The following is a 22,733-nucleotide window of genomic DNA, read 5'->3' on the forward strand; positions in this document are numbered from 1 at the left end:
AAACGGTTAAAAATCCACTGCCGAGGATCGGCGCATTTTTCGCCGTCATGGGCAAAACGAAACGCTGGCAGGAAAGGTAAAACAGAAATTATGTTTCAATCGGCTACTGGCAGCGGCAATCATCAATCTGATGCATGATTGTCCTTACCATAAAAAGTAGTTGATCTGGTATCGACAAGCTCTTATTTTGCTTCTCAGTTTTTAAACGAGATGAAACTGATGCCTACTATCACAGCCAGTAGTATGAAAGAAGCAAAAGAGTTAATGAATTGTGGAAAGTACAAAGAAATCGTCCTCAATTTCGATATTGATGCTGACGATTTTTTCACCCTCGCAACATCCCATTCAGCAACAAAAGTCACCATCACAGACAGAAATAATCGCTCATCGGTCAAAGCAGAAAAATAATAAAAACCCCTGAGGCTCTTCTTATGCTGTTAGCTATTGGTACCGTCGCTGTTGCTTTTCTTTCCACGCTGATGCTGATCTGGCTTGACGATCGCATTGCCGACCAGGATTAACGACCCGGGCCAGCGATAAGTCGCAAAACGCCCGCCTCTGTGTTTCTTTCGCCCGTCGCCATCGGCTGCGGGCGATTCAAAAACCCCGCCCATGCCATTTTCACGCTACGCATTGATGATTTTCGCCCGCCGGGCAGGTCATGCATTCGCATAAAAACAGGGGCTTAAAGAAGAAAACGAGAAGGGAGCCCCGCGCCGCCGACGGCGCGGAGCAAGACGATTACAGCGACTTAGCCAGACGCTCGACGGCGGTCATCAGACCGTCTGCCGACACCGTAGAGTAGGAAAGACGCAGCGTGCGGGTATCCGGGTTATCGTTATAGAACGCTTCCCCTGGAACGTAAACCACGCCGTTTTCCAGCGTTTTCTTCATCCATTCCATGGTATCGAACGGATAGCGGAAGCGGGCCCACAGGAACATACCACCTTTAGGACGGCTGAACTCCAGATGCTCGCCAAGCTGCGATTCCAGCGCGTCGGCCAGCGCCACGCACTTCTTGCGGTAATCCTCGCGGATCAGGGCAATCTGGCTTTCCAGACGGTTCATGCTCAGGTATTCCGCGGTGATGACCTGCGAAAGCATGTTAGTGTGCAGATCCGCCGCCTGTTTGACGATCACCGTCTGCTGCGCCAGCCAGTCCGGCATGACGATCCAGCCAATACGCATCCCCGGCGCGAGGATCTTGGAGAAGGTGGAGGTATAAACCACCTGATCTTCACAGCCCAGCTCAACCGCGTACTGATACAGCGGACGGCGCACTTCGTCAGTGAAGCTAATTTCGCCATACGGATCGTCTTCAATGATGACGAAGTCGTGCTTTTTCGCCAGCTCTACCAGGCGGCGACGGCGTGCTTCGCTCAGGGTTTTCCCGCCGGGGTTGCCAAACGTCGGCACCAGGTAAACGGCTTTCACACGCGTGGTTTCCAGCAGGTCGGCCAGTTGCTCCACCAGCATGCCGTCATCATCGGTATCTACGCTGAGAATGTTCGCCTGCGCCAGCTGGAAGACCTGCAGCGCCGCCAGATAGGTCGGACGCTCAACGACGATCGCATCGCCCGGATCGAGCAGCGTGCGGGCGACGATATCCAGCGACTGCTGCGAACCGGAGGTGATATAGACATGGCTTGCCGAACAGGCCACGCCGCGCGCCTGACAAAGTTCGCTAACGGCCTGACGCAGCGGCGGATAACCTTCGGTCAACCCGTACTGGAACGCATCGTTAAAGCGCCCGTTCATCACCTGCTGCACTGCCAGGTTCAGGCCTTCGGTATCAAAAAGCTCCGGGGCCGGAATACCGCCGCCCAGAGAGATAACGCCGGGCAGTTTACTGTGCTTGAGGAGTTCGCGGACGGCGGAGGGCTTAAGTTCACCCGCGCGGGCGGCGAGTCGCCGATCGTGCATACTATTTTCCTTTTCTGTCTTGTTGTTGTGATGTTTTATCTATTTTTAACGGTCATTCACCGGTCGCGCGACGCTGACCGGGGCTACGGGTTCGTATGTTCGGTAGCCCGGACAGATGCGCAGCATCGCCTCCGGGATATTCTTCAGCATCCAGCGGCCTTGCCCGGGTGCGGCGCGATGCGCCTTGCCCGGGCTACAAATGCCGCAGGTGACGAGAACCGCAGCCCGGATAAAGCGCTCACTGCCGCAATCCGGGGCCAAACTTAACGGCTATCTGTGTCTTTTAGCACGATTAACGGTTCAATATCGCTCTCTTTTTTAACCACCAGAGAATCATCTCCGCGCAGGCAGGTCCCGCCATAGTTACCGCCGACGGTGAAGGTGCAAACCTGGATGTATTTGCCATCCACTTTTGGCAGGCACCACAGCTGCTGATAGATATTTTTGCGGTCGAAAAACTGGCCGCTGGTTTTATCCAGCACTTCGTCCTGCGGGCCAATCAGGTCGATATTGTTGCCGCAGCGGCCCGAGATAGGCTTAACCGCATAGCCGCTTTCCGCCAGCTGCTCGTTAACCACAAAATCGGTATCCAGAAGATAGCGATGATTAGGGAACAGCGACCACAGCACCGGCAAAATCGCCTTGTTGCCTGGGATGACGGTCCACAGCGGCTCGAAGACTAATACTTCCGGGCGCAGCAGAACGTCTATCAGGCGAACTTCATTATTCGGGTGTCCGGTACGGATCGGCACCGCCGCGTACTCATCGGCGCTGACTTCCCGCACCTGCTCAATAGCGGTTTCCCATGCCCAGGTTTTCCAGACGCAGTTGACCAGACGACCGTCAGCATCGATCAGCTGCCCGGCGGCATCCCAGCGCAGCTCATCCAGGCCAAACAGAATTTTGCTCTCGAAACCGGCCTGGGTCAGCGAACGCTGGATAAACTGCGCGTGGTAGTTCTCCTCCAGATCCTTATCCTGCATGATGTGTACAAAAGGACGCGCCCGGCTGTGCTTCCACGCCCCGGCCAGCTCATCCAGCAGATTTTCCGCCGGGTTGTGGCCGGTGCCGTAGTAGCCCTGTTTCAGCCACTGTTCGAGGATTAGCCCGCCTTCGGTATGGCAGGACGCGGAGTCGGCGTTGTACTCATACACCTTGAGCCCCCGCTCATCCATACAGAAATCCATGCGGCCGGTAATCATATGATGGCGACGGCGCTGCCACGAGAGGCGCAGACGCGGCCAGAGAATTTTCGGAATATCGAACAGGGCCAGCAGGCTGTCATCCTTCATCACCTTGTCGGTGGCGTGCAGGTACATCAGGTGCAGCTCGTTGGTGGCCTTGATAAGCTCCTGCTCGGCGCTTTCGCTGATGGTGAAATACTGGTAAGGGTCTTTATTGATGACGTGGCCGTTGGCTTCCACATAGGCTTTTTGCAGCGAATCTTTCTCGTTGAGCCAGTTGCCGCGGTATTGGCCTTTATTCGGCAGCCGCGCGCCTTTAATGGCCATCGCCTCACCCGGCAGCACCGGCTGCGGCAGGCTGTGCTCGGTATCGGCGGTTTGGATCATCCAGCCGAGGATTTCGGTATCGGCAAAGGTGTCTTTAATCGTGTAGAGGCCGTTTTTCACTTCCAGCGTCAGCTCGCGGGTCCACTGCTGGCCCTGCGGCAGCGGCGAGTGAATCACGTTCTGTTCGGCGATCCTGACCTTATTCCCAACCAGTTGCGTAATCACCGCCACGTGGCCAGTGTGCTTAAACTCGCCGCCTTTCTGCCAGATCAGCAGCGAGCCGGCGATCGGCGGACGGCGGGAGCCGTTGGCGAACGCCTGCAGCGGCAGAATATTGTCGTTGACCACCTCGCGGAGAAAACGCAGGGAGAAGATTTCATAGGCCATGCCGACATCGGTGAAAACAAAGCCGTAGGTGAGGAACAGAAAGCGGCGCGCGAACTCCACGCACTGCCATTTGTGCCCCATATACTCATTACCGATATAGCTGCGGAACGTGGCGTCATCCGGATAATCTTGCGGATTTAAGCTACTGTAATTCGAAGAATAAATCGCCACGCCGCCCGGTGCGTAGCCTAATAGTGTACCAAACGGGGCGTCACTGCTTGTCGAACCTTTGCTCATTTAGCCTGACCTCAAATTAATGCAGCCCGGGCAGTTGGCGAAACAAAACTCCCTCTTCTTATCCTGCCGCAGGCACTTACCAGACAGAGGTGGAGTGATGATACCACTCATTCGATTCGCTAATCGTGCCCTTAAGGAAAATAAGCCTGCGCCGCCGGGCAAAAGTGATATCGTTATTTGAGATAAAAAAAACAGGAGTCGACAATGAGCACACCTTCGCATCTGACTGCCCAACCGCTGGTCTGGGGGCATGGCCCACGCACCTTTGAGGTGTTCCTCGAACCCACCTGCCCTTTCTCCGTGCGCGCCTTTAATAAGCTGGATGATCTGCTAGATGAAGTTGGCGCGGATAACGTGACGATCAAAATTCGTCTCCAGTCCCAGCCCTGGCATCTGTTTTCCGGCGTCATCGTGCGCTGCATTCTTGCCGCTTCCACCTTGCCGCACGGCCGGGAGCAGGCGCATAAGGTCCTTAAAGCCGTCGCCGACCACCGTGAAGAGTTTGAGTTTACCGACCACTGTAGCGGGCCAAACATGGACGTCACGCCGCAGCAGATTATCGAGCGTATCGAACGCTATAGCCACGTTTCGCTGGCTGCGGCGTTTGCCCGCCCGGAGCTGCAAAACGAGATCAAATGGCACAGCAAGTACGCCCGCCAGAACGGCATTCACGTGTCGCCGACCTTTATGGTTAACGGCCTGGTGCAGCCGGATCTCGGCAGCGGCGACGACGTCAGCGTATGGGCCGCGCGGATTCTGGCTTAGACCGGCGCACCGAAAGGTTAGCGCCACGACTTCAACACCTCACTAAAAAGGCAGATCAGCATGTCAGAGAAGAACTACCAGCCACCGAAAGTGTGGGAATGGAAGCAAAACAACGGCGGCGCATTCGCCAATATCAACCGTCCCGTCTCCGGCGCAACGCACGATCGGGTGCTGCCGGTGGGCGCGCACCCGCTTCAGCTCTATTCGCTGGGGACGCCCAACGGGCAGAAGGTGACCATTATGCTGGAAGAGCTGCTGGCGTTAGGCATCAGCGGCGCGGAATACGACGCCTGGCTGATTCGCATCGGCGAAGGCGATCAGTTCTCCAGCGGCTTTGTCGAGGTTAACCCGAACTCGAAAATCCCCGCGCTCCGCGACCACTCTACCACGCCGCCGACCCGCGTTTTTGAATCCGGCAGCATCCTGCTCTATCTGGCGGAAAAGTTTGGCTTCTTCCTGCCCAAAGATCCAGCAGGCCGCACTGAAACCCTCAACTGGCTGTTCTGGCTACAGGGCTCGGCCCCGTTCCTCGGCGGCGGCTTTGGCCATTTCTTCAGCTATGCGCCGGTGAAAATCGAATACGCGATCGACCGCTTTACGATGGAAGCCAAACGCCAGCTTGACGTGCTCGACAAGCAGCTTGCCCGCGGCCGTTTTGTGGCGGGAGAAGAGTACACCATCGCCGATATGGCCATCTGGCCATGGTACGGCAACGTGGTGCTGGGGAACGTTTATAACGCCGCCGAGTTCCTTGATGCCGGTAGCTATAAAAACGTGTTGCGTTGGGCGCAGGATGTTGGCAATCGCCCGGCCGTACAGCGTGGACGCATGGTTAACCGCACCTCTGGCCCGCTTAACGAGCAGCTTCACGAGCGCCATGACGCCAGCGACTTCGACACGCAAACCGAAGATAAACGCCAGGCTTAGCACCCATGCCCGCCGGAGGCTTCAGCCTCCGGCTTTTAGCGCAGATACTTCTCAAACCATGCCAGCGTGCGTTGCCAGGCGAGCTCAGCCGCGGCCCGGTCATAGCGCGGCGTGGAATCATTATGAAAGCCGTGGTTAACACCCTGATAAATATAGGCCTCGTAGACTTTATGGTGTGCCTTCAGCGCTTTTTCATAGGCGGGCCAGCCTTCATTAATGCCGCTATCCAGTCCTGCATAATGCAGCAGCAGCGGCGCGTTAATTTTATCGACCTCATTCAGCGGCGGCTGGCGACCGTAAAACGGTACCGCGCAGGCCAACTCGGGGATCGCTACCGCCGCCGCGTTGCTGACGCCGCCGCCGTAGCAAAATCCGGTGATGCCGACCTTCCCCGTCGCCTGCGGGTGCTGGCGCATAAACGTGACCGCCGCAAAGAAATCATTCATCAGCTTCACGGGATCGACCTTCTGCTGTAGCGCGCGGCCTTCATCGTCGTTACCGGGATAGCCGCCGACGGAGCTCAGGCCATCCGGCGCCAGCGCGATATAGCCCGCTTTCGCCACCCGCCGGGCAACGTCTTCAATATAGGGATTCAGGCCTCGGTTCTCATGCACCACCACCACGGCGGGCGCTTTGTCGGCTATTTTCGCCGGCGTCACCAGATAGGCCCGCACTTCACCATGGCCGTCAGGAGAGGGATAGCGCATATACTCCGGGCGGATATCCGGGTCAGTAAACGCCACCTGCTCCGCCAGAGCATAGTCGGGCTTCAGCAGGTTAAACAGCGCCAGCGCGGTCATCCCGCCGACGGTATACTTCCCCGCCAGCTGGAGAAACTCGCGTTTGCTGATTTTGCCGTGGGCGTAGTAGTCATAGTACTCGAGCAGCTGCTGGGGAAAATCTTTGGCCGTGAGTCGCGTCATCACCCTTCCTCCGTTGTTAAGCGCTCTTTAAGCAAAGCAGAAGCGCGAGCATGCGCCAGCGGCGAGGGGCAGAAATGGTGGATTTTGTTGGCCGGGTCAGGCGCAAGCCGCCACCCGGCAGAAAGACGAGCGCAATATCTAAAACAGCTCGATCATCAGCCTCAGTGTTTCACTTTGGTCAGACGATCGAGGTAGCCCATCACAAAGGCCGACAGCACAAAGGTCAGGTGGATAATGACGTACCACATCAGCTTATTGTCCGGGACGTTTTTCGCATCCATAAACACCCGCAGCAGGTGAATAGAGGAGATCGCCACGATGGAGGCGGCAACCTTATTTTTCAACGACGTCGCGTCCATTTTGCCCAGCCAGCTGAGTTTTTCTTTACCCTCGTTAATATCCAGCTGCGAGACAAAATTTTCATACCCGGAGAACATCACCATCACCAGCAGACCGCCCACCAGGGTCATATCCACCAGCGACAGCAGGGTCAGAATCATATCCGACTCACTGACGCTAAAAATATGCGGCAGTATGTGGAAGATCTCCTGAAAAAATTTGATGGTCAGCGCAATCAGACCGAGCGAGAGGCCAAAATAAACCGGCGCCAGCAGCCAGCGCGAGGCGTACATAGCATTTTCCAGAAAGCGTTCCATAAGATCCTGTCAGTTAACATAAACGGCCGCCATTATACCGCAACAGGGCAACGTTTATGCAACACTCGTCCAACAGGAGAGCAATTCGAGGAGATAAAAAAGGCCGGCGCAAGGCCAGCCTGGGAGATGAGTCGGTAAGGGATTACTTCGCTTTTACGGTTTCTTCGCCCACCAGACCAATCTTCAGATAGCCCGCCTGGTGCAGGGTATCCATGACCTTCATCATCGTCTCGTAGTCTACGGTTTTATCTGCGCGGAAGAAGACGGTGGTATCTTTCTTGCCTTCGGTCAGGGCATCCAGGGACGTAATCATGCTCTCTTCGGTGATGGGGTCATTACCAAGGAACATGGTTTTGTCCGCCTTCACCGACAGGTAGATCGGCTTTTCCGGGCGCGGCTGCGGCTGGCTGGAAGACGCCGGAAGATTCACCTTCACGTCTACGGTGGCCAGCGGCGCCGCCACCATAAAGATGATCAGCAGCACCAGCATGACGTCGATAAACGGCGTCACGTTGATGTCGTGCATTTCACCGTTATCATCGAGGTTTTCGTTAAAATGCATGGCCATAAAGCATCAACCTACGCGAAGTTTCTGGGCGGTACGCACTGGCTTAACGCCGCTGGCGCTCAGGTCCAGATCGCGGCTTTGCAGCAGCAGAACTTGGGCGGCGACATCGCCAAGTGAAGCTTTGTAGCTGGCAATCATACGGGCGAAGATGTTGTAGATGACCACCGCCGGAATCGCAGCGAACAGGCCAATTGCCGTAGCCAGCAGAGCTTCCGCGATGCCTGGCGCCACGACCGCCAGGTTAGTGGTCTGGGTCTGGGCAATACCGATAAAGCTGTTCATGATGCCCCAGACGGTACCAAACAGACCAACAAACGGGGAAATCGCGCCGATGGTCGCCAGATAACCGTTGCCGCGCCCCATGTAACGACCCACCGCCGCCACGCGACGCTCCAGTCGAAAACCGGTACGCTCTTTAATGCCTTCGTTATCTTCAGAACCTGCGGACAGCTCCAGCTCGTTCTGCGCTTCGTTGATCAGTTGGGAGGTCAGGCTTTTCGCCTCGAACGCGTTAGCGATATCGCTGGCCTGGTCGAGAGAGCGTGCTTCTGCAACCAGCTGCTGTTCGCGCTTGAGGCGACGCTTGCTGGCCAGGATCTCTGCGCCTTTGCCGAAAAAGATAGCCCATGTGACTACCGACGCCAGAATCAGGCCGATCATCACTACCTTAACGACAATATCGGCATGATGATACATACCCCAAACGGAGAGATCCGCCTGCATCAAATTATTACCCACACTGTATCTCCAGGACGTAAATCACAAAATCTGCGCACAATAATATCAAAACGACATCGAATTGATAGTGGTTCTCATTAGTATTTACACTGTGCAGCAAATCACGATTATTTTCCTTGCGCTTACGCAGTAAAAAAGTTGCTGACCCCACCGTTGGTAAAATTTTTACCTGTATCCGCCGCGACCCGGTACATTAACGGGTATTCATGTTAGTTTAGACGTCCAGACGTATAAAAACAGGTTATCTGAACATGGCTGATAAACATCTTGATACTGCGCTGGTTCACGCCGGACGCAGCAAAAAATACACTCAGGGCTCGGTAAACAGCGTCATTCAGCGCGCCTCATCGCTGGTTTTCGACACCGTCGAAGCGAAAAAACACGCCACCCGCAACCGCGCCAAAGGCGAACTGTTCTACGGGCGTCGCGGGACGCTGACCCACTTTTCCCTGCAGGAAGCGATGTGCGAGCTGGAAGGCGGCGCCGGCTGTGCCCTTTTTCCCTGCGGCGCGGCGGCGGTGGCCAATACCATTCTGGCATTTGTCGAGCAGGGCGACCATATTCTGGTAACCAACACCGCCTATGAACCTACCCAGGATTTCTGCACTAAAATCCTCGCCAAACTCGGCGTCACCACCGTCTGGTTCGACCCGCTCATCGGCGGCGATATCGCCCGTCTGGTACAGCCGAACACCCGCGTGGTGTTCCTCGAATCCCCCGGATCCATCACCATGGAAGTTCATGATGTTCCGGCGATCGTCGCGGCGGTGCGCCGCGTCGCTCCCGAAGCCATCATTATGATCGACAACACCTGGGCGGCGGGCGTGCTGTTCAAAGCGCTGGAGTTTGGTATCGATATCTCCATTCAGGCCGGCACCAAATACCTGATCGGCCATTCCGACGCGATGGTCGGTACCGCCGTGTCCAATGAGCGCTGTTGGGCGCAGCTGCGCGAAAACGCCTATCTGATGGGGCAAATGGTGGATGCCGATACCGCCTATATGACCAGCCGCGGTCTGCGCACTCTGGCGGTGCGTCTGCGTCAGCACCATGAAAGCAGCCTGCAGATTGCCGAATGGCTGGCCCAGCATCCACAAGTGGCCCGCGTGAATCACCCCGCTCTGCCCGGCAGCAAAGGCCATGAGTTCTGGCAGCGCGACTTCACCGGCAGCAGCGGCCTGTTCTCTTTCGTGCTCAATAAACGCCTGACCGACGCCGAACTCTCCGCTTATCTGGACCACTTCAGCTTGTTCAGCATGGCCTACTCCTGGGGCGGCTTTGAATCGCTGATTTTAGCCAACCAGCCGGAACACATTGCCGCAATCCGCCCTGATGCTGAAGTTGATTTCAGCGGCACGCTGATCCGCCTGCATATCGGGTTAGAAAATGTTACCGATCTGCAGGATGATTTAGCGGCGGGCTTCGCGCGTATCGTGTAAAGTGACAGTCAGTGGCAACAATAGCGGACGTTTTTTAGAAAAACGGCCGCTTTAGTTGCGCCCGGGATCAAGGTGCCCGAGCCTCTTCAGGAGTACACTAGACAAAAAACACGGTACCACTTAGGAAAGTCCATGGTTGTCATTCAAGAAATTGTCGCCGCGCTGTGGCAGCATGATTTTGCCGCGTTGGCAAACCCCCACGTTGTGGGCGTTGTATATCTGGTCATGTTCGCAACCCTGTTTCTGGAAAACGGTCTGCTGCCCGCCTCATTTTTACCGGGCGATAGCCTGCTGCTGCTCGCCGGGGCGCTGATCGCCAAAGGCGTAATGGACTTTGTACCTACGGTCGCCATTTTAACCGCAGCGGCCAGCCTCGGCTGCTGGCTGAGCTATATCCAGGGGCGCTGGCTGGGTAACACCATCACGGTTAAGCGCTGGCTTGGGCATCTGCCGCATAAGTACCATCAGCGGGCAACCTGCATGTTTGACAAACACGGCCTGCTGGCGCTGCTGGCCGGGCGTTTCCTGGCGTTTGTTCGCACCCTGCTGCCCACCATGGCGGGCATTTCCGGGCTGCCAAACCGCCGCTTCCAGTTCTTCAACTGGCTGAGCGCGCTGCTGTGGGTTGGCGTGGTTACCGGCCTGGGCTATGCGCTGAGCATGATTCCCTTCGTTAAGCGTCATGAAGATCAGGTTATGACCTGTCTGATGATTCTGCCTATCGCGCTGCTGATCGCCGGGCTGCTCGGTACGGTTATCGTGGTGATTAAAAAGAAATACTGTAACGCCTGATCGTTTGCCGGGGCGGCGCGGATTCGCCGCCCTTACATCGTTCGTCACATCCCCTGAATCGTTCTGATTCGCGCCGCATCTTCCCCCGGCGTCATGCCGAAATAACGCTTAAACTCGCGGCTGAACTGCGACGCGCTTTCATAGCCCACCCGCATCGCCGCCGCGCTGGCCTTCATACCATCGTGGATCATCAGCATGCGCGCTTTATGCAGGCGATAGGTTTTCAGGTACTGCAGCGGGGAGGTGCTGGTGACTGATTTAAAGTTATGGTGGAACGCCGAGACGCTCATATTTGCTTCCGCCGCCAGCTGATCGACACTGAGGTTTTCCGTGTACTGGCTTTCAATACGCTTCAATACGCGGCTGATCAGGCTGAAGTGGGTCTGCCGGCTGACCAGCGCCAGCAGCGCCCCCCCGCACGGCCCGGTCAGCACGTGATAAAGGATTTCGCGGATAATCTGTTTGCCAAGAATGCGCGCGTCCAGCGGGCGCTCCATTACGTCCAGCAAGCGCTCCGCCGCGCACAGAATCTCTTCGGACAGCACCGCGGAGTTAATCCCGCTCGACGCCATGGACGGCTGAAACTGCTCATCTTCGCCGATATCCATCAGCAGCTCTTGCAGTTGCAGAATATCGACATTCAGCCGAATCCCCGCCAGCGGCACTTCCGGGGTGGCGAAGGTTTCGCATTCAAACGGTAGCGGTACCGTCAGCAGCAAATACTCATTGGTGTCATAGCGAAAGGTACGCTCGTTAATGTAACCAATTTTATGCCCGGAAAAGAGAAAAACGATCCCCGGCTGATACATGACCGGCGTCCGTGTCCCCGGCTGGGTACCGTACAGCAGGCGAATATCCGGCAGCAGACCATTAAGCACTTCCTCTTTATCTTTCAGCTGATTAACCTTACTCGTTAGTAACTGACATATCTCAGCGCGGTTCATTTGGCGGGCCTCTGCGAACGTTTTTTTACCTCCGTATTGTGCGCACTTCCGGCGTATTTCTCCAGCCCCAAGGAGAAATGGGCAAGACAACGGCAGGAATGTGCATTGAGGGGAACGGGCGACGGGAACACAATGTCCGTCATCTGGCAGAGGTATCGTCTCTGTTGGCGGTTTTATCTATTTGAGGGCATCAGCCATGAATAATTTCGACCTACATACCCCAACCCGCATTCTGTTCGGTAAAGGCGCGATTGAAAATCTGCGCGATCAAATCCCGGCGGATGCTCGCGTGCTTGTCACCTACGGCGGCGGTAGCGTGAAGAAAACCGGCGTGCTTGATCAGGTTCTCAGCGCGCTGAACGGCATTGACGTCCGGGAATTTGGCGGCATCGAGCCCAACCCATCCTACGAAACGCTGATGAACGCGGTAAAAATTGCGCGTGATGAAAAAATCACTTTCCTGCTGGCGGTGGGCGGCGGTTCCGTTCTCGACGGCACCAAATTCATCGCCGCGGCGGCCCACTACAATGCCGATAGCGATCCGTGGGAAATCCTCGAAACCTACGGCAGCAAAGTGGCCAGCGCCATCCCGATGGGCTCCGTGTTGACGCTGCCGGCGACCGGTTCCGAATCCAATAAAGGCGCGGTCATCTCGCGCAAAACCACCGGTGACAAACGCGCGTTTATGTCCAGCCACGTCCAGCCGGTGTTCGCCATCCTGGATCCGGTTTACACCTATACCCTGCCGCCGCGCCAGGTGGCTAACGGCGTCGTCGACGCATTTGTCCATACCGTTGAACAGTACGTCACCTATCCGGTCGACGGCAAAATTCAGGACCGCTTTGCCGAAGGCATTCTGCTGACCCTGGTGGAAGACGGCCCGAAAGCGCTGAAAGAGCCGGAAAACTACGACGTACGCGCCAATATTATGTGGGCGGCCACCCAGGCACTGAATGGCCTGATTGGCGCAGGCGTGCCGCAGGACTGGGCGACCCATATGCTCGGCCACGAGCTGACCGCCATGCACGGTCTCGATCATGCCCAGACCCTGGCTATCGTCCTGCCTGCGCTGTGGAATGAAAAACGCGACGCTAAACGCGCCAAGCTGCTGCAGTACGCCGCTCGCGTCTGGAACATCACCGAAGGTTCTGAAGAGCAGCGTATCGATGCCGCCATCGCCGCAACGCGTGATTTCTTCGAACAGATGGGTGTCCCGACGCGCCTTTCTGCCTACGGTCTGGATGGTAGCTCTATCCCGGCGCTGCTGGCGAAACTGGAAGAGCACGGCATGACCCAACTGGGCGAAAACCAGGATATTACGCTGGACGTCAGCCGCCGTATTTACGAGGCTGCACGCTAATCAACCTCCTCTCCGACGCGTAAACTCGCGCAAAGGAGAGGAGTTTAACTACCGTTTTTAGCTATTTCGTCCAGACTTAATGCTACCCCTCGGCGGATTTTATTCCGCTGAGTTCATTAACAGGAGGAAGGCATGACACATCCAACCGTTATAAAACTACACGACGGCAACCTGATGCCGCAGCTGGGGCTCGGCGTGTGGAAAGCAGGCAACGAGGAAGTCGTCTCCGCCATTCATAAGGCGCTGGAAGTCGGTTATCGCTCGTTTGACACCGCCGCCGTGTACCAAAATGAAACCGGCGTCGGCAACGCATTGAGCAGCGCAGGCGTTCCCCGCGATGAGCTGTTCGTCACCACGAAACTGTGGAATGACGATCAAAAGCAGCCCAAAGAAGCGCTGCAGGAAAGTCTGAAAAAACTGAAGCTCGACTACGTCGATTTATATTTAATTCACTGGCCGGTTCCGGCAACGAACCACTTCGTCGACGCCTGGAAAAGCTTAATTGAGCTGCAGCAGCAGGGGCTGGCAAAAAGCATCGGCGTGTGTAATTTCCAGGTTCATCATCTGCAAAAAATCATCGATGAAACCGGTGTCGCTCCGGTGATAAACCAGATTGAACTTCACCCGCTGATGCAGCAGCGTCAGCTTCACGCCTGGAATGCGACGCATAAGATCCAGACCGAGTCCTGGAGCCCGCTGGCGCAGGGCGGCGAAGGGGTATTCGATCACAAAATTATTCGTCAACTGGCGGATAAATACGCTAAAACCCCGGCGCAGATCGTAATCCGCTGGCATCTGGACAGCGGCCTGGTGGTGATCCCGAAATCGGTGACGCCATCGCGCATTGCCGAGAATTTTAACGTCTGGGACTTCCGTCTTGATAAAGATGAATTAAGTGAAATCACTAAACTGGACCAGAACAAACGCCTGGGGCCAGACCCGGATCAGTTCGGCGGTTAATCTTCCCCGCTCCGTCGGATTTCGGCGGAGCATCGCTTTGCGGACCGGTTAAAACCACGTACATTGAGAGTTTGTTGCAATCAAATGGATGTGTGCTGATGAGCTGTATTTTCTGTCAAATTGTTGCGGGGAAAGCCCCCTGCCATAAGGTGTGGGAAGATGAACACCACCTCGCCTTTCTCTCTATTTTCCCCAATACCGACGGTTTTACGGTCGTGATCCCAAAGAAGCACTACCCCAGCTATGCGTTTGATATGCCGCCGCAGGCGCTGGCCGATTTGGTGCTGGCGACGCAGAAAGTGGCGAAGCTTCTGGATAAAGCCTTTGATGACGTGGGCCGTACGGGGATGTTTTTTGAAGGCTATGGCGTTGACCATGTCCACAGCAAGCTCAGCCCGATGCACGGCACCGGCGATATGACCCAATGGCGGCCTATCGAGTCGCGTCAGACTCAGTTTTTTGCGCAATACGAAGGCTATCTCTCTTCCCACGATCACGAGCGGGCGGATGATGAAAAGCTGGCGGCGCTGGCCGCCAGAATCAGAGAAGCATAGCCACATAACGGCTTTTGCCGTTGAGGCTTTGGCCCGGTAGCCTATAACCACCGGGCAAGAGATTAACGCCCTGCTTTTACCCGCTTTTTCTGGCCTGCCGGCGTCTGGCGCTGATGCGCCACCGGCGTATGCTTGGTTAGCGCCGGACGAGTATGGCGGTTCTGGCGACGCGCTTCGCGCATCTCGTCGATCGTCGGCGCCGGTACCAGGCAATCGCGACGGCTGCCGATCAGGTGCTTTTTACCCATGGTCTCCAGCGCCTGGCGAATCAGCGGCCAGTTGGCCGGGTCGTGATAGCGCAGCAGCGCCTTGTGCAGGCGGCGCTGTTTGTCGCCCTTCGGCACCACTACATCCTCACTCTTATAGCCAATCTTACCCAGCGGGTTCTTACCGGTGTAATACATGGTGGTCGAGTTCGCCAGCGGCGATGGATAGAAGTTTTGCACCTGATCCAGGCGGAAACGATGCTGCTTAAGCCACAGCGCCAGATTCACCATATCTTCATCCCGCGTCCCCGGATGGGCGGAAATAAAGTACGGGATCAGATACTGCTCTTTACCCGCCTGCTTCGAATAGGTATCAAACAGCTGCTTAAAGCGATCGTAGCTGCCCATTCCTGGCTTCATCATCTTCGACAGCGGCCCCTCTTCCGTATGCTCAGGGGCAATCTTCAGATAACCGCCAACGTGGTGGGTGGCCAGCTCTTTAATATAGCGCGGGTCTTCAACGGCGATGTCATAACGCACGCCGGACGCGATAAGGATCTTTTTGATGCCTTTCAGGTCACGGGCGCGGCGGTAAAGATTAATCGTCGGCTCATGGTTAGTGTCCATATGCGGACAGATATCCGGATAAACGCATGACAGGCGGCGGCAGGTTTGCTCGGCGCGCGGCGACTTGCAGCGCAGCATATACATGTTGGCCGTCGGACCGCCAAGATCGGAAATAATGCCGGTAAAGCCGGGAACCGTGTCGCGAATCGCTTCGATTTCATTGATGATCGAATCTTCGGAGCGGCTCTGAATGATGCGGCCCTCATGCTCGGTAATCGAGCAAAACGAACAGCCGCCAAAACAGCCGCGCATGATGTTAATCGAGAAGCGAATCATCTCGTAGGCCGGAATGCGGGCATCGCCGTATGAAGGATGCGGAACGCGCTTATACGGCAGGGCAAACACGCTATCCATCTCTTCAGTGGAAAGCGGAATAGCGGGCGGGTTAACCCAGATATAGCGTTCGCCGTGTTTCTGCATCAGCGCGCGGGCGCAGCCGGGGTTAGTTTCATGGTGCAGAATACGCGACGCGTGCGCGTAGAGAACCTTGTCGCCTTTCACCTTTTCAAAAGAAGGCAGCAGGACATAGGTCTTTTCCCACGGCTTCGGACGCGGCGGCTGTACGGTAACGCGCTTCGCTTCCTGTTTTGGCGGTGCGACGGTTTTGTTATCCGCGCACGGCAGATCTTCACCGTACGGATGCGGGATCGGATCGATTTTCCCCGGCGTGTCCAGACGCGTGGAGTCCACCCCGCTCCAGCCCGGCAGCGCTTCCTTCACCATGATCGCGGTGTTGCGAACGTCGCGAATTTGCCCGATAGGCTCGCCGGCGGCCAGACGGTGCGCCACTTCCACCAGCGGACGCTCGCCGTTGCCGAACATCAGCATATCGGCTTTAGAGTCCACCAGAACCGAGCGACGCACGGTATCAGACCAGTAGTCGTAGTGCGCGGTTCGGCGCAGGCTGGCTTCGATACCACCGAGGATCACCGGCACATCTTTCCACGCTTCTTTGCAACGCTGCGTATAAACCAGCGTGGCGCGATCCGGGCGCTTGCCGGCCACGTTCCCCGCCGTGTAGGCATCGTCATGGCGCAGCTTACGGTCAGCAGTGTAGCGGTTGATCATCGAATCCATATTCCCGGCGGTGACGCCGAAGAACAGATTCGGTTTACCCAGGCGCATAAAGTCGTTTTTATTATTCCAGTCCGGCTGGGAAATAATCCCCACGCGGAACCCCTGCGCTTCCAGCATGCGTCCGCAGATCGCCATGCCAAAGCTCGGGTGATCGACATAGGCATCGCCGGTAACCAGAATAATGTCGCAGCTATCCCAGCCAAGTTGATCCATCTCTTCTCGCGACATCGGCAAGAACGGCGCGGGGCCAAAGCAGGCGGCCCAGTACTGCGGCCAGGAGAAAAGGTCACGATCCGGTTGGATCAGGGATATTGCGCTCATATTGCTTCCGGGGAAATGATAAAAAAATAATCAAAAAGGGCGGCGATTATAAGCCGGAACGATGGAAGAAATGAAGGAGGTTTTTCCGATCCCGGCCGGTATGGGCCGGGACAGAATACATTACGGCGCCGGATTCACCAGAATCTGGCCAATAGAGCCACGGTCGGCAAGCTCCAGCGTCTGACTTAAGTACTGGAACGGGAAGTGCGGCCAGGAGGGCTGATTGTAATAGACCAGCAGCTCAACCTGACCATCGATCCAGACGGTATCCTTCCAGCCGCGATCTTCCGGGAACGGCGCGGAGCCGTTGACGTTACGCACCTGAAACATCACGCCTTCAATATGGAAGGACTGCGGCCGGTCGGCGCGCACCGTCCAGCGCTCCCAGGTTCCCTGCTGCGCCGTAATATCGATACGTTGCGGATCCCATAGCTGACCGTTAATACCCGGATCGTCACCAAGCGTGATATCGCGGCTGCGAATCGCCGCGCCAGCCAGAATCTCCGTCGGCAGCAAACGCACGGGCAGGCTATCGGTCACCAGCGGCAGCAGGCCCGTCGGGCGCAGCGTCAGAATCAGGGTGGAAATCAGGATGCTCGACGGTTCGAAGAAGCCGCGAATACGATCGACGATGCTGGCCGCTTCCCCGCAGGTGATCGATACTTCATCGCCGTTAGTCATATCGACCAGAATTTCACGACGCTCACCCGGCGCCAGCGACAGCTGCTTCAGCGAAACCGGCGCCGGCAGCAACCCCTGATCGCCGGAAATCACGTGCAGCAATCGACCATCGCTCATCTGCAGCTGATAGCGACGGGAGTTGGACGCATTCAGCAGGCGCAGGCGCACCCAGCCGCGCGACACTTCCACGAAAGGCCCCTGAACGCCGTTCACCAGCAGCGTATCGCCAACGAACCCTCCGCTACCGGGCTCGCTATACTCAGGCGTACCGAAATTATCCAGACGCTTATCCTGAATAATCACCGGGAAATCATCCACGCCGTAGTGATTGGGGATCGGCAGATTTTTACTGACATCATCTTCCACCAGCCACATCCCGGCCAGACCGTTATAGACCTGTTTTGCCATATGGTTTGGCGTGTTGGCCTGATACCACAGCGTCGCCGCGCTTTGGCGGATTGGCAGTACCGGAGCCCAGTCGGCGTTGGCGGACATCATGCGCGCGGCGCCGCCAATCAGCGGACCGGGGACCTGCAGGCCGCGGATCGTCATCGCCACGTTTTCCGTCAGGCGGTTGCTGTAAATCAGCTTCACATCGTCGCCATTCCAGACGCGAATGGTTGGCCCCATATAGCGGCCGTTAATCCCCCACACCGATGCGCGGGTTCCGGGCGTAAACGACCAGTGCGCTCGCTGTAGCGTTAAAAATAGCGGCTGCCCGCGGCGGGACTCCAGCAGAGGAGGGATCGGCAGCGCAGGCTGCTGACCAGCGGCCTGTGCTTTCAGCGGCGCGGCGCCTGCGCACAGCGCTACGCCTGAAGCCTTAATGAACTGACGCCGACTGAGTGACATATTTACTCCATGAAATACTGACTAATTAACAAGGGAATTCGTTTCCCGCCAGCAATACGCGCGCGCTTCGCGGCGTTTCCTGTGTTATTTCTTTGCGGCCGCTTCGCGTTCGGCAACTTCTTTATCCAGCTCAGCGATTTTAGCGGACATCAGCTCGCGACAGTGCGTCGCCAGCGCGCGAACGCCCTCTTTTCCATACTGACTGGTGTCTACCGGCGGCAGCATTTCTACAATCACCAGACCGTTATTCAGGCGATTGAGATTAATTTTATTCGATGTATTAGAAACGCACACCGGAATAATTGGCACGCCAGCCGCGACAGCCGCATGAAAAGCGCCGGTTTTAAAAGGCAGCAGACCGCGGCCTCGACTGCGGGTCCCTTCTGGAAACATCCAAAAAGAGATATTGCGCTTTTTAAACGCGTTCACGACTTCGGCAATAGTGCCGTGCGCTTTTGCCCGGTTATTGCGGTCAATCAGCAGGTTCCCCGTTAGCCAGTAGAGCTGGCCGAAAAAAGGGATCCACGCCAGGCTCTTTTTACCCACGGTAACGGTCGGCGGCTGCACAATATTTGATGCCGTCACCATATCATAGTTATTCTGGTGGTTAGCGATATAGATAGCGTTGCCGTAGCTTTCCGCATCGGCCGGCTTGCGCAGCTCGACTTTCAGGCCGAAGACCGGCGACAGTTTGCCAAACAGGTGACCGAAGGTGGCGACGTGCTTAGGATTACGAGGACTGAACAGACAATAAATACAGCCGAAGATGCAGACCAGAATACAATAGATGACAACGATAATTAGTCGAAAAATAAATAGCATAGCTACCTCTAAAACCCAAACCGCTTAGAATTATACTCGCTGTTTCGCAGATTGCAGGCATCGGGCATCATTGCAAAGCGCGTTAAGCACCCCGAACGATCCTGACGGATATTGTTAATCGCAATGCCTGAATAAACAACGATTTTGCGGTAAATATTAACCTCCCCCGCCTTACTGCGGGGGAGGATCATCCTACTCTTCGCTATCGCCCGCGGAGGCGCGACGCGGTGAGTCAATCTCCACCCGGTCGATTTTCTGCAGTCCACGCATCAGAGAGCCGCGGCGGCCGCGCTCGCCGGTGACTTTTTGCAGCTCTTCCGGACGGAGTTTGATTTTCCGTTTGCCGACGTGAATCGTCAGCGTACTTTGCGGCGGTAGGACAAACAGATGCGCCAGGCCATCCTGACCCGCAGCCGCTTCCGCCGACGGGATGTTGATAATCTTGTTGCCCTTGCCTTTCGACAGCTGCGGCAGGTCGCTGACCGGGAACATCAGCATGCGGCCGGCGGCGGTAATGGCCAGCAGCATATCGGACTCGTCCTCAATCACCAGCGGCGGCATCACGTGGGCGTTATCCGGAAGGCTAATCAACGTCTTACCGGCGCGGTTGCGCGCGACCAGATCGTTGAAAGTACAAATAAACCCGTAGCCTGCGTCGGACGCCAGCAGCAGTTTTTGATCATCGGCCTCCATCAGCATATGCTCCACCGTCGCCCCCGGCGGCAGCGTCAGCTTACCGGTGAGCGGCTCGCCCTGTCCGCGTGCGGACGGCAGGGTGATCGGGTCAATCGCGTAGCTACGCCCGGTGGTGTCAATAAAGACCACCGGCTGATTGCTCTTCCCTTTCACTGCGGCTTTAAAACTGTCTCCCGCTTTATAGTTCAGTCCCGGCGCGTCGATATCATGGCCTTTGGCGCTGCGTACCCAGCCGCTCTGCGACAGAACGATGGTCACCGGCTCGGACGGCAGCATATCGTGCTCGCTCATCGCTTTCGCTTCTTCACGCTCGCGCAGCGGCGAACGACGATCGTCACCAAAGGCGTCGGCATCGGCCTGCAGCTCTTTCTTCAGCAGGTTATTCATTTTGCGTTCAGACGCCAGAATGGCCTGCAGATGGTCGCGTTCTTTTTCCAGCTCGCTTTGTTCACCGCGGATCTTCATCTCTTCCAGTCGGGCGAGATGGCGCAGTTTTAACTCCAGAATCGCTTCCGCCTGGGTTTCGCTGATGCCAAAGCGCGACATCAGGGCCGGCTTCGGCTCATCTTCGTGACGGATAATTTCGATAACTTCATCGATATTCAGAAACGCCACCAGCAAACCTTCCAGGATATGCAGGCGCTTGAGGACTTTTTCCAGACGGTAGCTGAGACGACGGCGCACGGTATCGCGGCGGAAAGTCAGCCATTCCGAGAGGATTTCCAGCAGGTTTTTTACCGCAGGACGGTTATCAAGCCCGATCATATTCAGGTTGATACGATAGCTCTTTTCCAGATCGGTCGTCGCGAACAGGTGGTTCATCACCTGCTCCATATCCACGCGGTTAGAGCGCGGGACGATCACCAGACGAGTCGGGTTTTCGTGATCCGATTCGTCGCGCAGGTCATCCACCATCGGCAGCTTTTTGTTGCGCATCTGGGCGGCAATCTGTTCAAGCACGCGGGCGCCGGAAACCTGATGCGGCAGCGCACTGATCACCACCGCGCCGTCTTCTTTCGTCCACACCGCGCGCATACGCACCGAACCGCGGCCATTCTGGTAGATTTTGCGGATCTCGGCACGCGGAGTAATGATTTCCGCTTCGGTCGGGTAATCCGGCCCCTGTACGATATCCAGCAGATCGTCCAGCGAGGTCTGCGGTTTTTCAATCAGGGTAATGGCCGCCTGAGCCACTTCACGCAGGTTGTGCGGCGGAATATCCGTCGCCATACCGACGGCGATGCCGGTAGTGCCGTTGAGCAGAATATTGGGCAGGCGCGCAGGCAGCATTTTCGGCTCCTGCAGAGTGCCGTCAAAGTTTGGTACCCAGTCAACGGTGCCCTGCCCCAGTTCGCTCAGCAGCAGTTCAGCATACTTCGACAAACGGGATTCGGTATAACGCATCGCGGCGAAGGATTTAGGATCGTCCGGCGCCCCCCAGTTCCCCTGACCGTCAACCAGCGGATAGCGGTAAGAGAAGGGTTGCGCCATCAGCACCATGGCTTCATAGCAGGCGCTATCGCCGTGCGGATGGTATTTACCCAGCACGTCGCCGACGGTGCGGGCGGACTTTTTGAACTTGGCGCTGGCGTTGAGACCCAGCTCAGACATCGCATAGACGATGCGACGCTGGACCGGCTTCAGGCCATCGCCAATAAACGGCAGCGCCCTGTCCATGATGACGTACATGGAGTAGTTCAGGTAGGCGTTTTCCGTAAATTCATGCAGCGCGAGGCGCTCTGCCATATCGCTCATTAATCGTGAATCCTCAATCTGCGTACCGGCCGTTCGGACGGCAAAACTACCGGCGATAATACCCTATCTGACGCCCTGAGTCACAGGGCGTTAGGCTGGTTGAGGAATTCCGTGGACATCCTTCATTTCAGCGGAAGATAAACGTCCGTCTGCAGCTCATGCTCACCGACTTCATGCACAAAATTGAGGTAGCGAAAGAAAACCGGGAAATCGCGCAGCGCCTCTCCCGATGCGGGCAGCCAGTCGCGATAAAGAAACCAGATACTCTGCGCGAGCGTGTCCAGAGAACCGTAATGACGCCCTACTGCGCAGCGCCCGCCGGGGATCTCGCCATTCACCACGCCAAAGCTGTTTTCCGGCACCGGCTGGCTGACCGTACCGCCAATATCGAAACGAAAATCGTCAGCCGGCGTGGCAGCGGGGTCGTCCCAGGAGATCCCCCAGGTTGCGCAGCTGGCGACCGGGGACAGACCGCTCTTCTTGCGCCAGGCGATAAACTTCGCGGCGGTCTCATTGACTAAACCAGGGTTACCGCGATGCTGCAGCATCGCGATCTGAGTGGTAGGAAGCTGGATTATTTTAACATCCATTGGGTGTTGCTCCTGTAGCGTATGTTTCGGTACACGTCGATGCCATTCCAGCCAGTCCGGCTGTTGGCGGAATTGGCTGGGGCTTTGCGCGAAGGCGCTGCGGAAGGCGCGGCTGAACGACTCCGGGTTCTGGAACCCCGCATCAAGGGCAATATCGATAATCTTTTCCTGTGGATTAAACGCCAGTCGCCAACAGGCGCGACGCAAACGTAACCATTGGATATAGCGATAGAGCGGTACCCCGCTATAGGCGCTGAATTGCCGGTGAAAATGATACGGCGAGCTATGGGCTATCGCACTGAGCGTCTCCAGCGACAGCGGCGTGTCCAGATGACGTTCAATGTACAAGCACACTTGCTGAAAACGCCCGGCAAAGGCCGGGCTTACCTGAGTATCGTTCATCGCATCCTCCCGGAAACATA

General features: G+C 56.5%; 21 protein-coding genes. 8 read left to right on the top strand and 13 right to left on the bottom strand.

The window, feature by feature from the left end; genetic code table 11:
- Positions 1-219 precede the first annotated feature (219 nt).
- The gene (locus tag IYV58_RS23515; RefSeq protein WP_071988238.1) at positions 220-408 is read left to right on the top strand and encodes a hypothetical protein; all 189 of its coding nucleotides are present in this window, start codon (positions 220-222) and stop codon (positions 406-408) included.
- Positions 409-741: 333 nt separating this feature from the next.
- Here the strand turns inward: IYV58_RS23515 and IYV58_RS23520 are convergent, their stop codons facing one another.
- The 3 genes from IYV58_RS23520 to IYV58_RS28535 form a co-directional block, all read right to left on the bottom strand.
- Positions 742-1,923, bottom strand: coding sequence for an aminotransferase-like domain-containing protein (locus IYV58_RS23520; RefSeq protein WP_004125228.1), 1,182 nt, complete (start codon positions 1,921-1,923; stop codon positions 742-744).
- 263 nt (positions 1,924-2,186) lie between these two features.
- Positions 2,187-4,058 (bottom strand): bifunctional glutathionylspermidine amidase/synthase, encoded by a 1,872-nt coding sequence (gene gss, locus IYV58_RS23525; protein ID WP_004125230.1) that lies wholly within the window; start codon positions 4,056-4,058, stop codon positions 2,187-2,189.
- A 76-nt stretch (positions 4,059-4,134) separates the two neighbouring features.
- Positions 4,135-4,263, bottom strand: a complete 129-nt coding sequence (locus tag IYV58_RS28535; RefSeq protein WP_305955025.1) for a hypothetical protein — start codon at positions 4,261-4,263, stop codon at positions 4,135-4,137.
- On the opposite strand from IYV58_RS28535, the gene IYV58_RS23530 reads away from it, so the two are divergent.
- Both IYV58_RS23530 and yghU read left to right on the top strand, forming a co-directional pair.
- Positions 4,263-4,823, top strand: coding sequence for a DsbA family protein (locus IYV58_RS23530; protein ID WP_049113389.1), 561 nt, complete (start codon positions 4,263-4,265; stop codon positions 4,821-4,823). The two genes, IYV58_RS28535 and IYV58_RS23530, sit on opposite strands and share 1 nt — an antisense overlap.
- Positions 4,824-4,883: 60 nt before the next feature.
- On the top strand, positions 4,884-5,750 hold the full coding sequence (gene yghU, locus IYV58_RS23535; protein WP_004125234.1) for a glutathione-dependent disulfide-bond oxidoreductase: 867 nt from the start codon (positions 4,884-4,886) through the stop codon (positions 5,748-5,750).
- 35 nt (positions 5,751-5,785) lie between these two features.
- Here yghU and yghX read toward each other — a convergent pair whose 3' ends face one another.
- The 4 genes from yghX to exbB all read right to left on the bottom strand — a co-directional run bounded on the left by yghX (position 5,786) and on the right by exbB (position 8,635).
- Positions 5,786-6,673 (bottom strand): YghX family hydrolase, encoded by an 888-nt coding sequence (gene yghX, locus IYV58_RS23540; protein WP_142445254.1) that lies wholly within the window; start codon positions 6,671-6,673, stop codon positions 5,786-5,788.
- A gap of 161 nt (positions 6,674-6,834) precedes the next feature.
- A complete protein-coding gene (locus tag IYV58_RS23545; RefSeq protein ID WP_004105804.1) occupies positions 6,835-7,329 on the bottom strand; it encodes a TIGR00645 family protein in 495 nt (164 codons plus the stop codon).
- 142 nt (positions 7,330-7,471) lie between these two features.
- Positions 7,472-7,897, bottom strand: coding sequence for a TonB system transport protein ExbD (gene exbD / locus IYV58_RS23550; protein ID WP_004125236.1), 426 nt, complete (start codon positions 7,895-7,897; stop codon positions 7,472-7,474).
- Positions 7,898-7,903: 6 nt separating this feature from the next.
- Positions 7,904-8,635, bottom strand: a complete 732-nt coding sequence (gene exbB / locus IYV58_RS23555) for a tol-pal system-associated acyl-CoA thioesterase (RefSeq protein WP_004125237.1) — start codon at positions 8,633-8,635, stop codon at positions 7,904-7,906.
- Positions 8,636-8,886: 251 nt separating this feature from the next.
- Between exbB and metC the strand changes: the two genes are divergently transcribed.
- On the top strand, positions 8,887-10,074 hold the full coding sequence (gene metC, locus IYV58_RS23560; protein WP_195729293.1) for a cystathionine beta-lyase: 1,188 nt from the start codon (positions 8,887-8,889) through the stop codon (positions 10,072-10,074).
- A 132-nt stretch (positions 10,075-10,206) separates the two neighbouring features.
- Positions 10,207-10,866: a DedA family general envelope maintenance protein YghB gene (gene yghB / locus IYV58_RS23565; RefSeq protein WP_049101720.1), complete on the top strand. Its 660-nt coding sequence runs from the start codon at positions 10,207-10,209 to the stop codon at positions 10,864-10,866.
- 44 nt (positions 10,867-10,910) lie between these two features.
- Here yghB and IYV58_RS23570 read toward each other — a convergent pair whose 3' ends face one another.
- Positions 10,911-11,810, bottom strand: coding sequence for an AraC family transcriptional regulator (locus tag IYV58_RS23570; protein WP_004125243.1), 900 nt, complete (start codon positions 11,808-11,810; stop codon positions 10,911-10,913).
- A gap of 196 nt (positions 11,811-12,006) precedes the next feature.
- On the opposite strand from IYV58_RS23570, the gene yqhD reads away from it, so the two are divergent.
- The 3 genes from yqhD to IYV58_RS23585 all read left to right on the top strand — a co-directional run bounded on the left by yqhD (position 12,007) and on the right by IYV58_RS23585 (position 14,684).
- On the top strand, positions 12,007-13,170 hold the full coding sequence (gene yqhD / locus IYV58_RS23575) for an alcohol dehydrogenase (RefSeq protein WP_139529337.1): 1,164 nt from the start codon (positions 12,007-12,009) through the stop codon (positions 13,168-13,170).
- A 132-nt stretch (positions 13,171-13,302) separates the two neighbouring features.
- Positions 13,303-14,130, top strand: coding sequence for a 2,5-didehydrogluconate reductase DkgA (gene dkgA, locus IYV58_RS23580; RefSeq protein WP_049113394.1), 828 nt, complete (start codon positions 13,303-13,305; stop codon positions 14,128-14,130).
- Between the two features lie 98 nt (positions 14,131-14,228).
- Positions 14,229-14,684 (top strand): HIT family protein, encoded by a 456-nt coding sequence (locus tag IYV58_RS23585; RefSeq protein WP_004125248.1) that lies wholly within the window; start codon positions 14,229-14,231, stop codon positions 14,682-14,684.
- 62 nt (positions 14,685-14,746) lie between these two features.
- Here IYV58_RS23585 and IYV58_RS23590 read toward each other — a convergent pair whose 3' ends face one another.
- The 5 genes from IYV58_RS23590 to IYV58_RS23610 form a co-directional block, all read right to left on the bottom strand.
- Complete coding sequence (locus IYV58_RS23590; protein ID WP_049113396.1) at positions 14,747-16,915, bottom strand: YgiQ family radical SAM protein; 2,169 nt, start codon at positions 16,913-16,915, stop codon at positions 14,747-14,749.
- A gap of 120 nt (positions 16,916-17,035) precedes the next feature.
- Positions 17,036-18,448 carry a cell division protein FtsP gene (gene ftsP, locus IYV58_RS23595; protein WP_004125252.1) on the bottom strand — a complete coding sequence of 471 codons (1,413 nt, stop codon included), beginning with the start codon at positions 18,446-18,448 and terminating at the stop codon, positions 17,036-17,038.
- An 84-nt stretch (positions 18,449-18,532) separates the two neighbouring features.
- A complete protein-coding gene (gene plsC, locus IYV58_RS23600; RefSeq protein WP_004125254.1) occupies positions 18,533-19,270 on the bottom strand; it encodes a 1-acylglycerol-3-phosphate O-acyltransferase in 738 nt (245 codons plus the stop codon).
- Positions 19,271-19,462: 192 nt separating this feature from the next.
- Complete coding sequence (parC, locus tag IYV58_RS23605) at positions 19,463-21,721, bottom strand: DNA topoisomerase IV subunit A (RefSeq protein ID WP_004125256.1); 2,259 nt, start codon at positions 21,719-21,721, stop codon at positions 19,463-19,465.
- A 122-nt stretch (positions 21,722-21,843) separates the two neighbouring features.
- Positions 21,844-22,713: an AraC family transcriptional regulator gene (locus tag IYV58_RS23610; protein WP_112166964.1), complete on the bottom strand. Its 870-nt coding sequence runs from the start codon at positions 22,711-22,713 to the stop codon at positions 21,844-21,846.
- Positions 22,714-22,733 lie beyond the last annotated feature (20 nt).

Origin of the sequence: Klebsiella sp. BDA134-6, from assembly GCF_015601345.1 — a bacterium.
GTDB lineage: Bacteria > Pseudomonadota > Gammaproteobacteria > Enterobacterales > Enterobacteriaceae > Klebsiella > Klebsiella grimontii.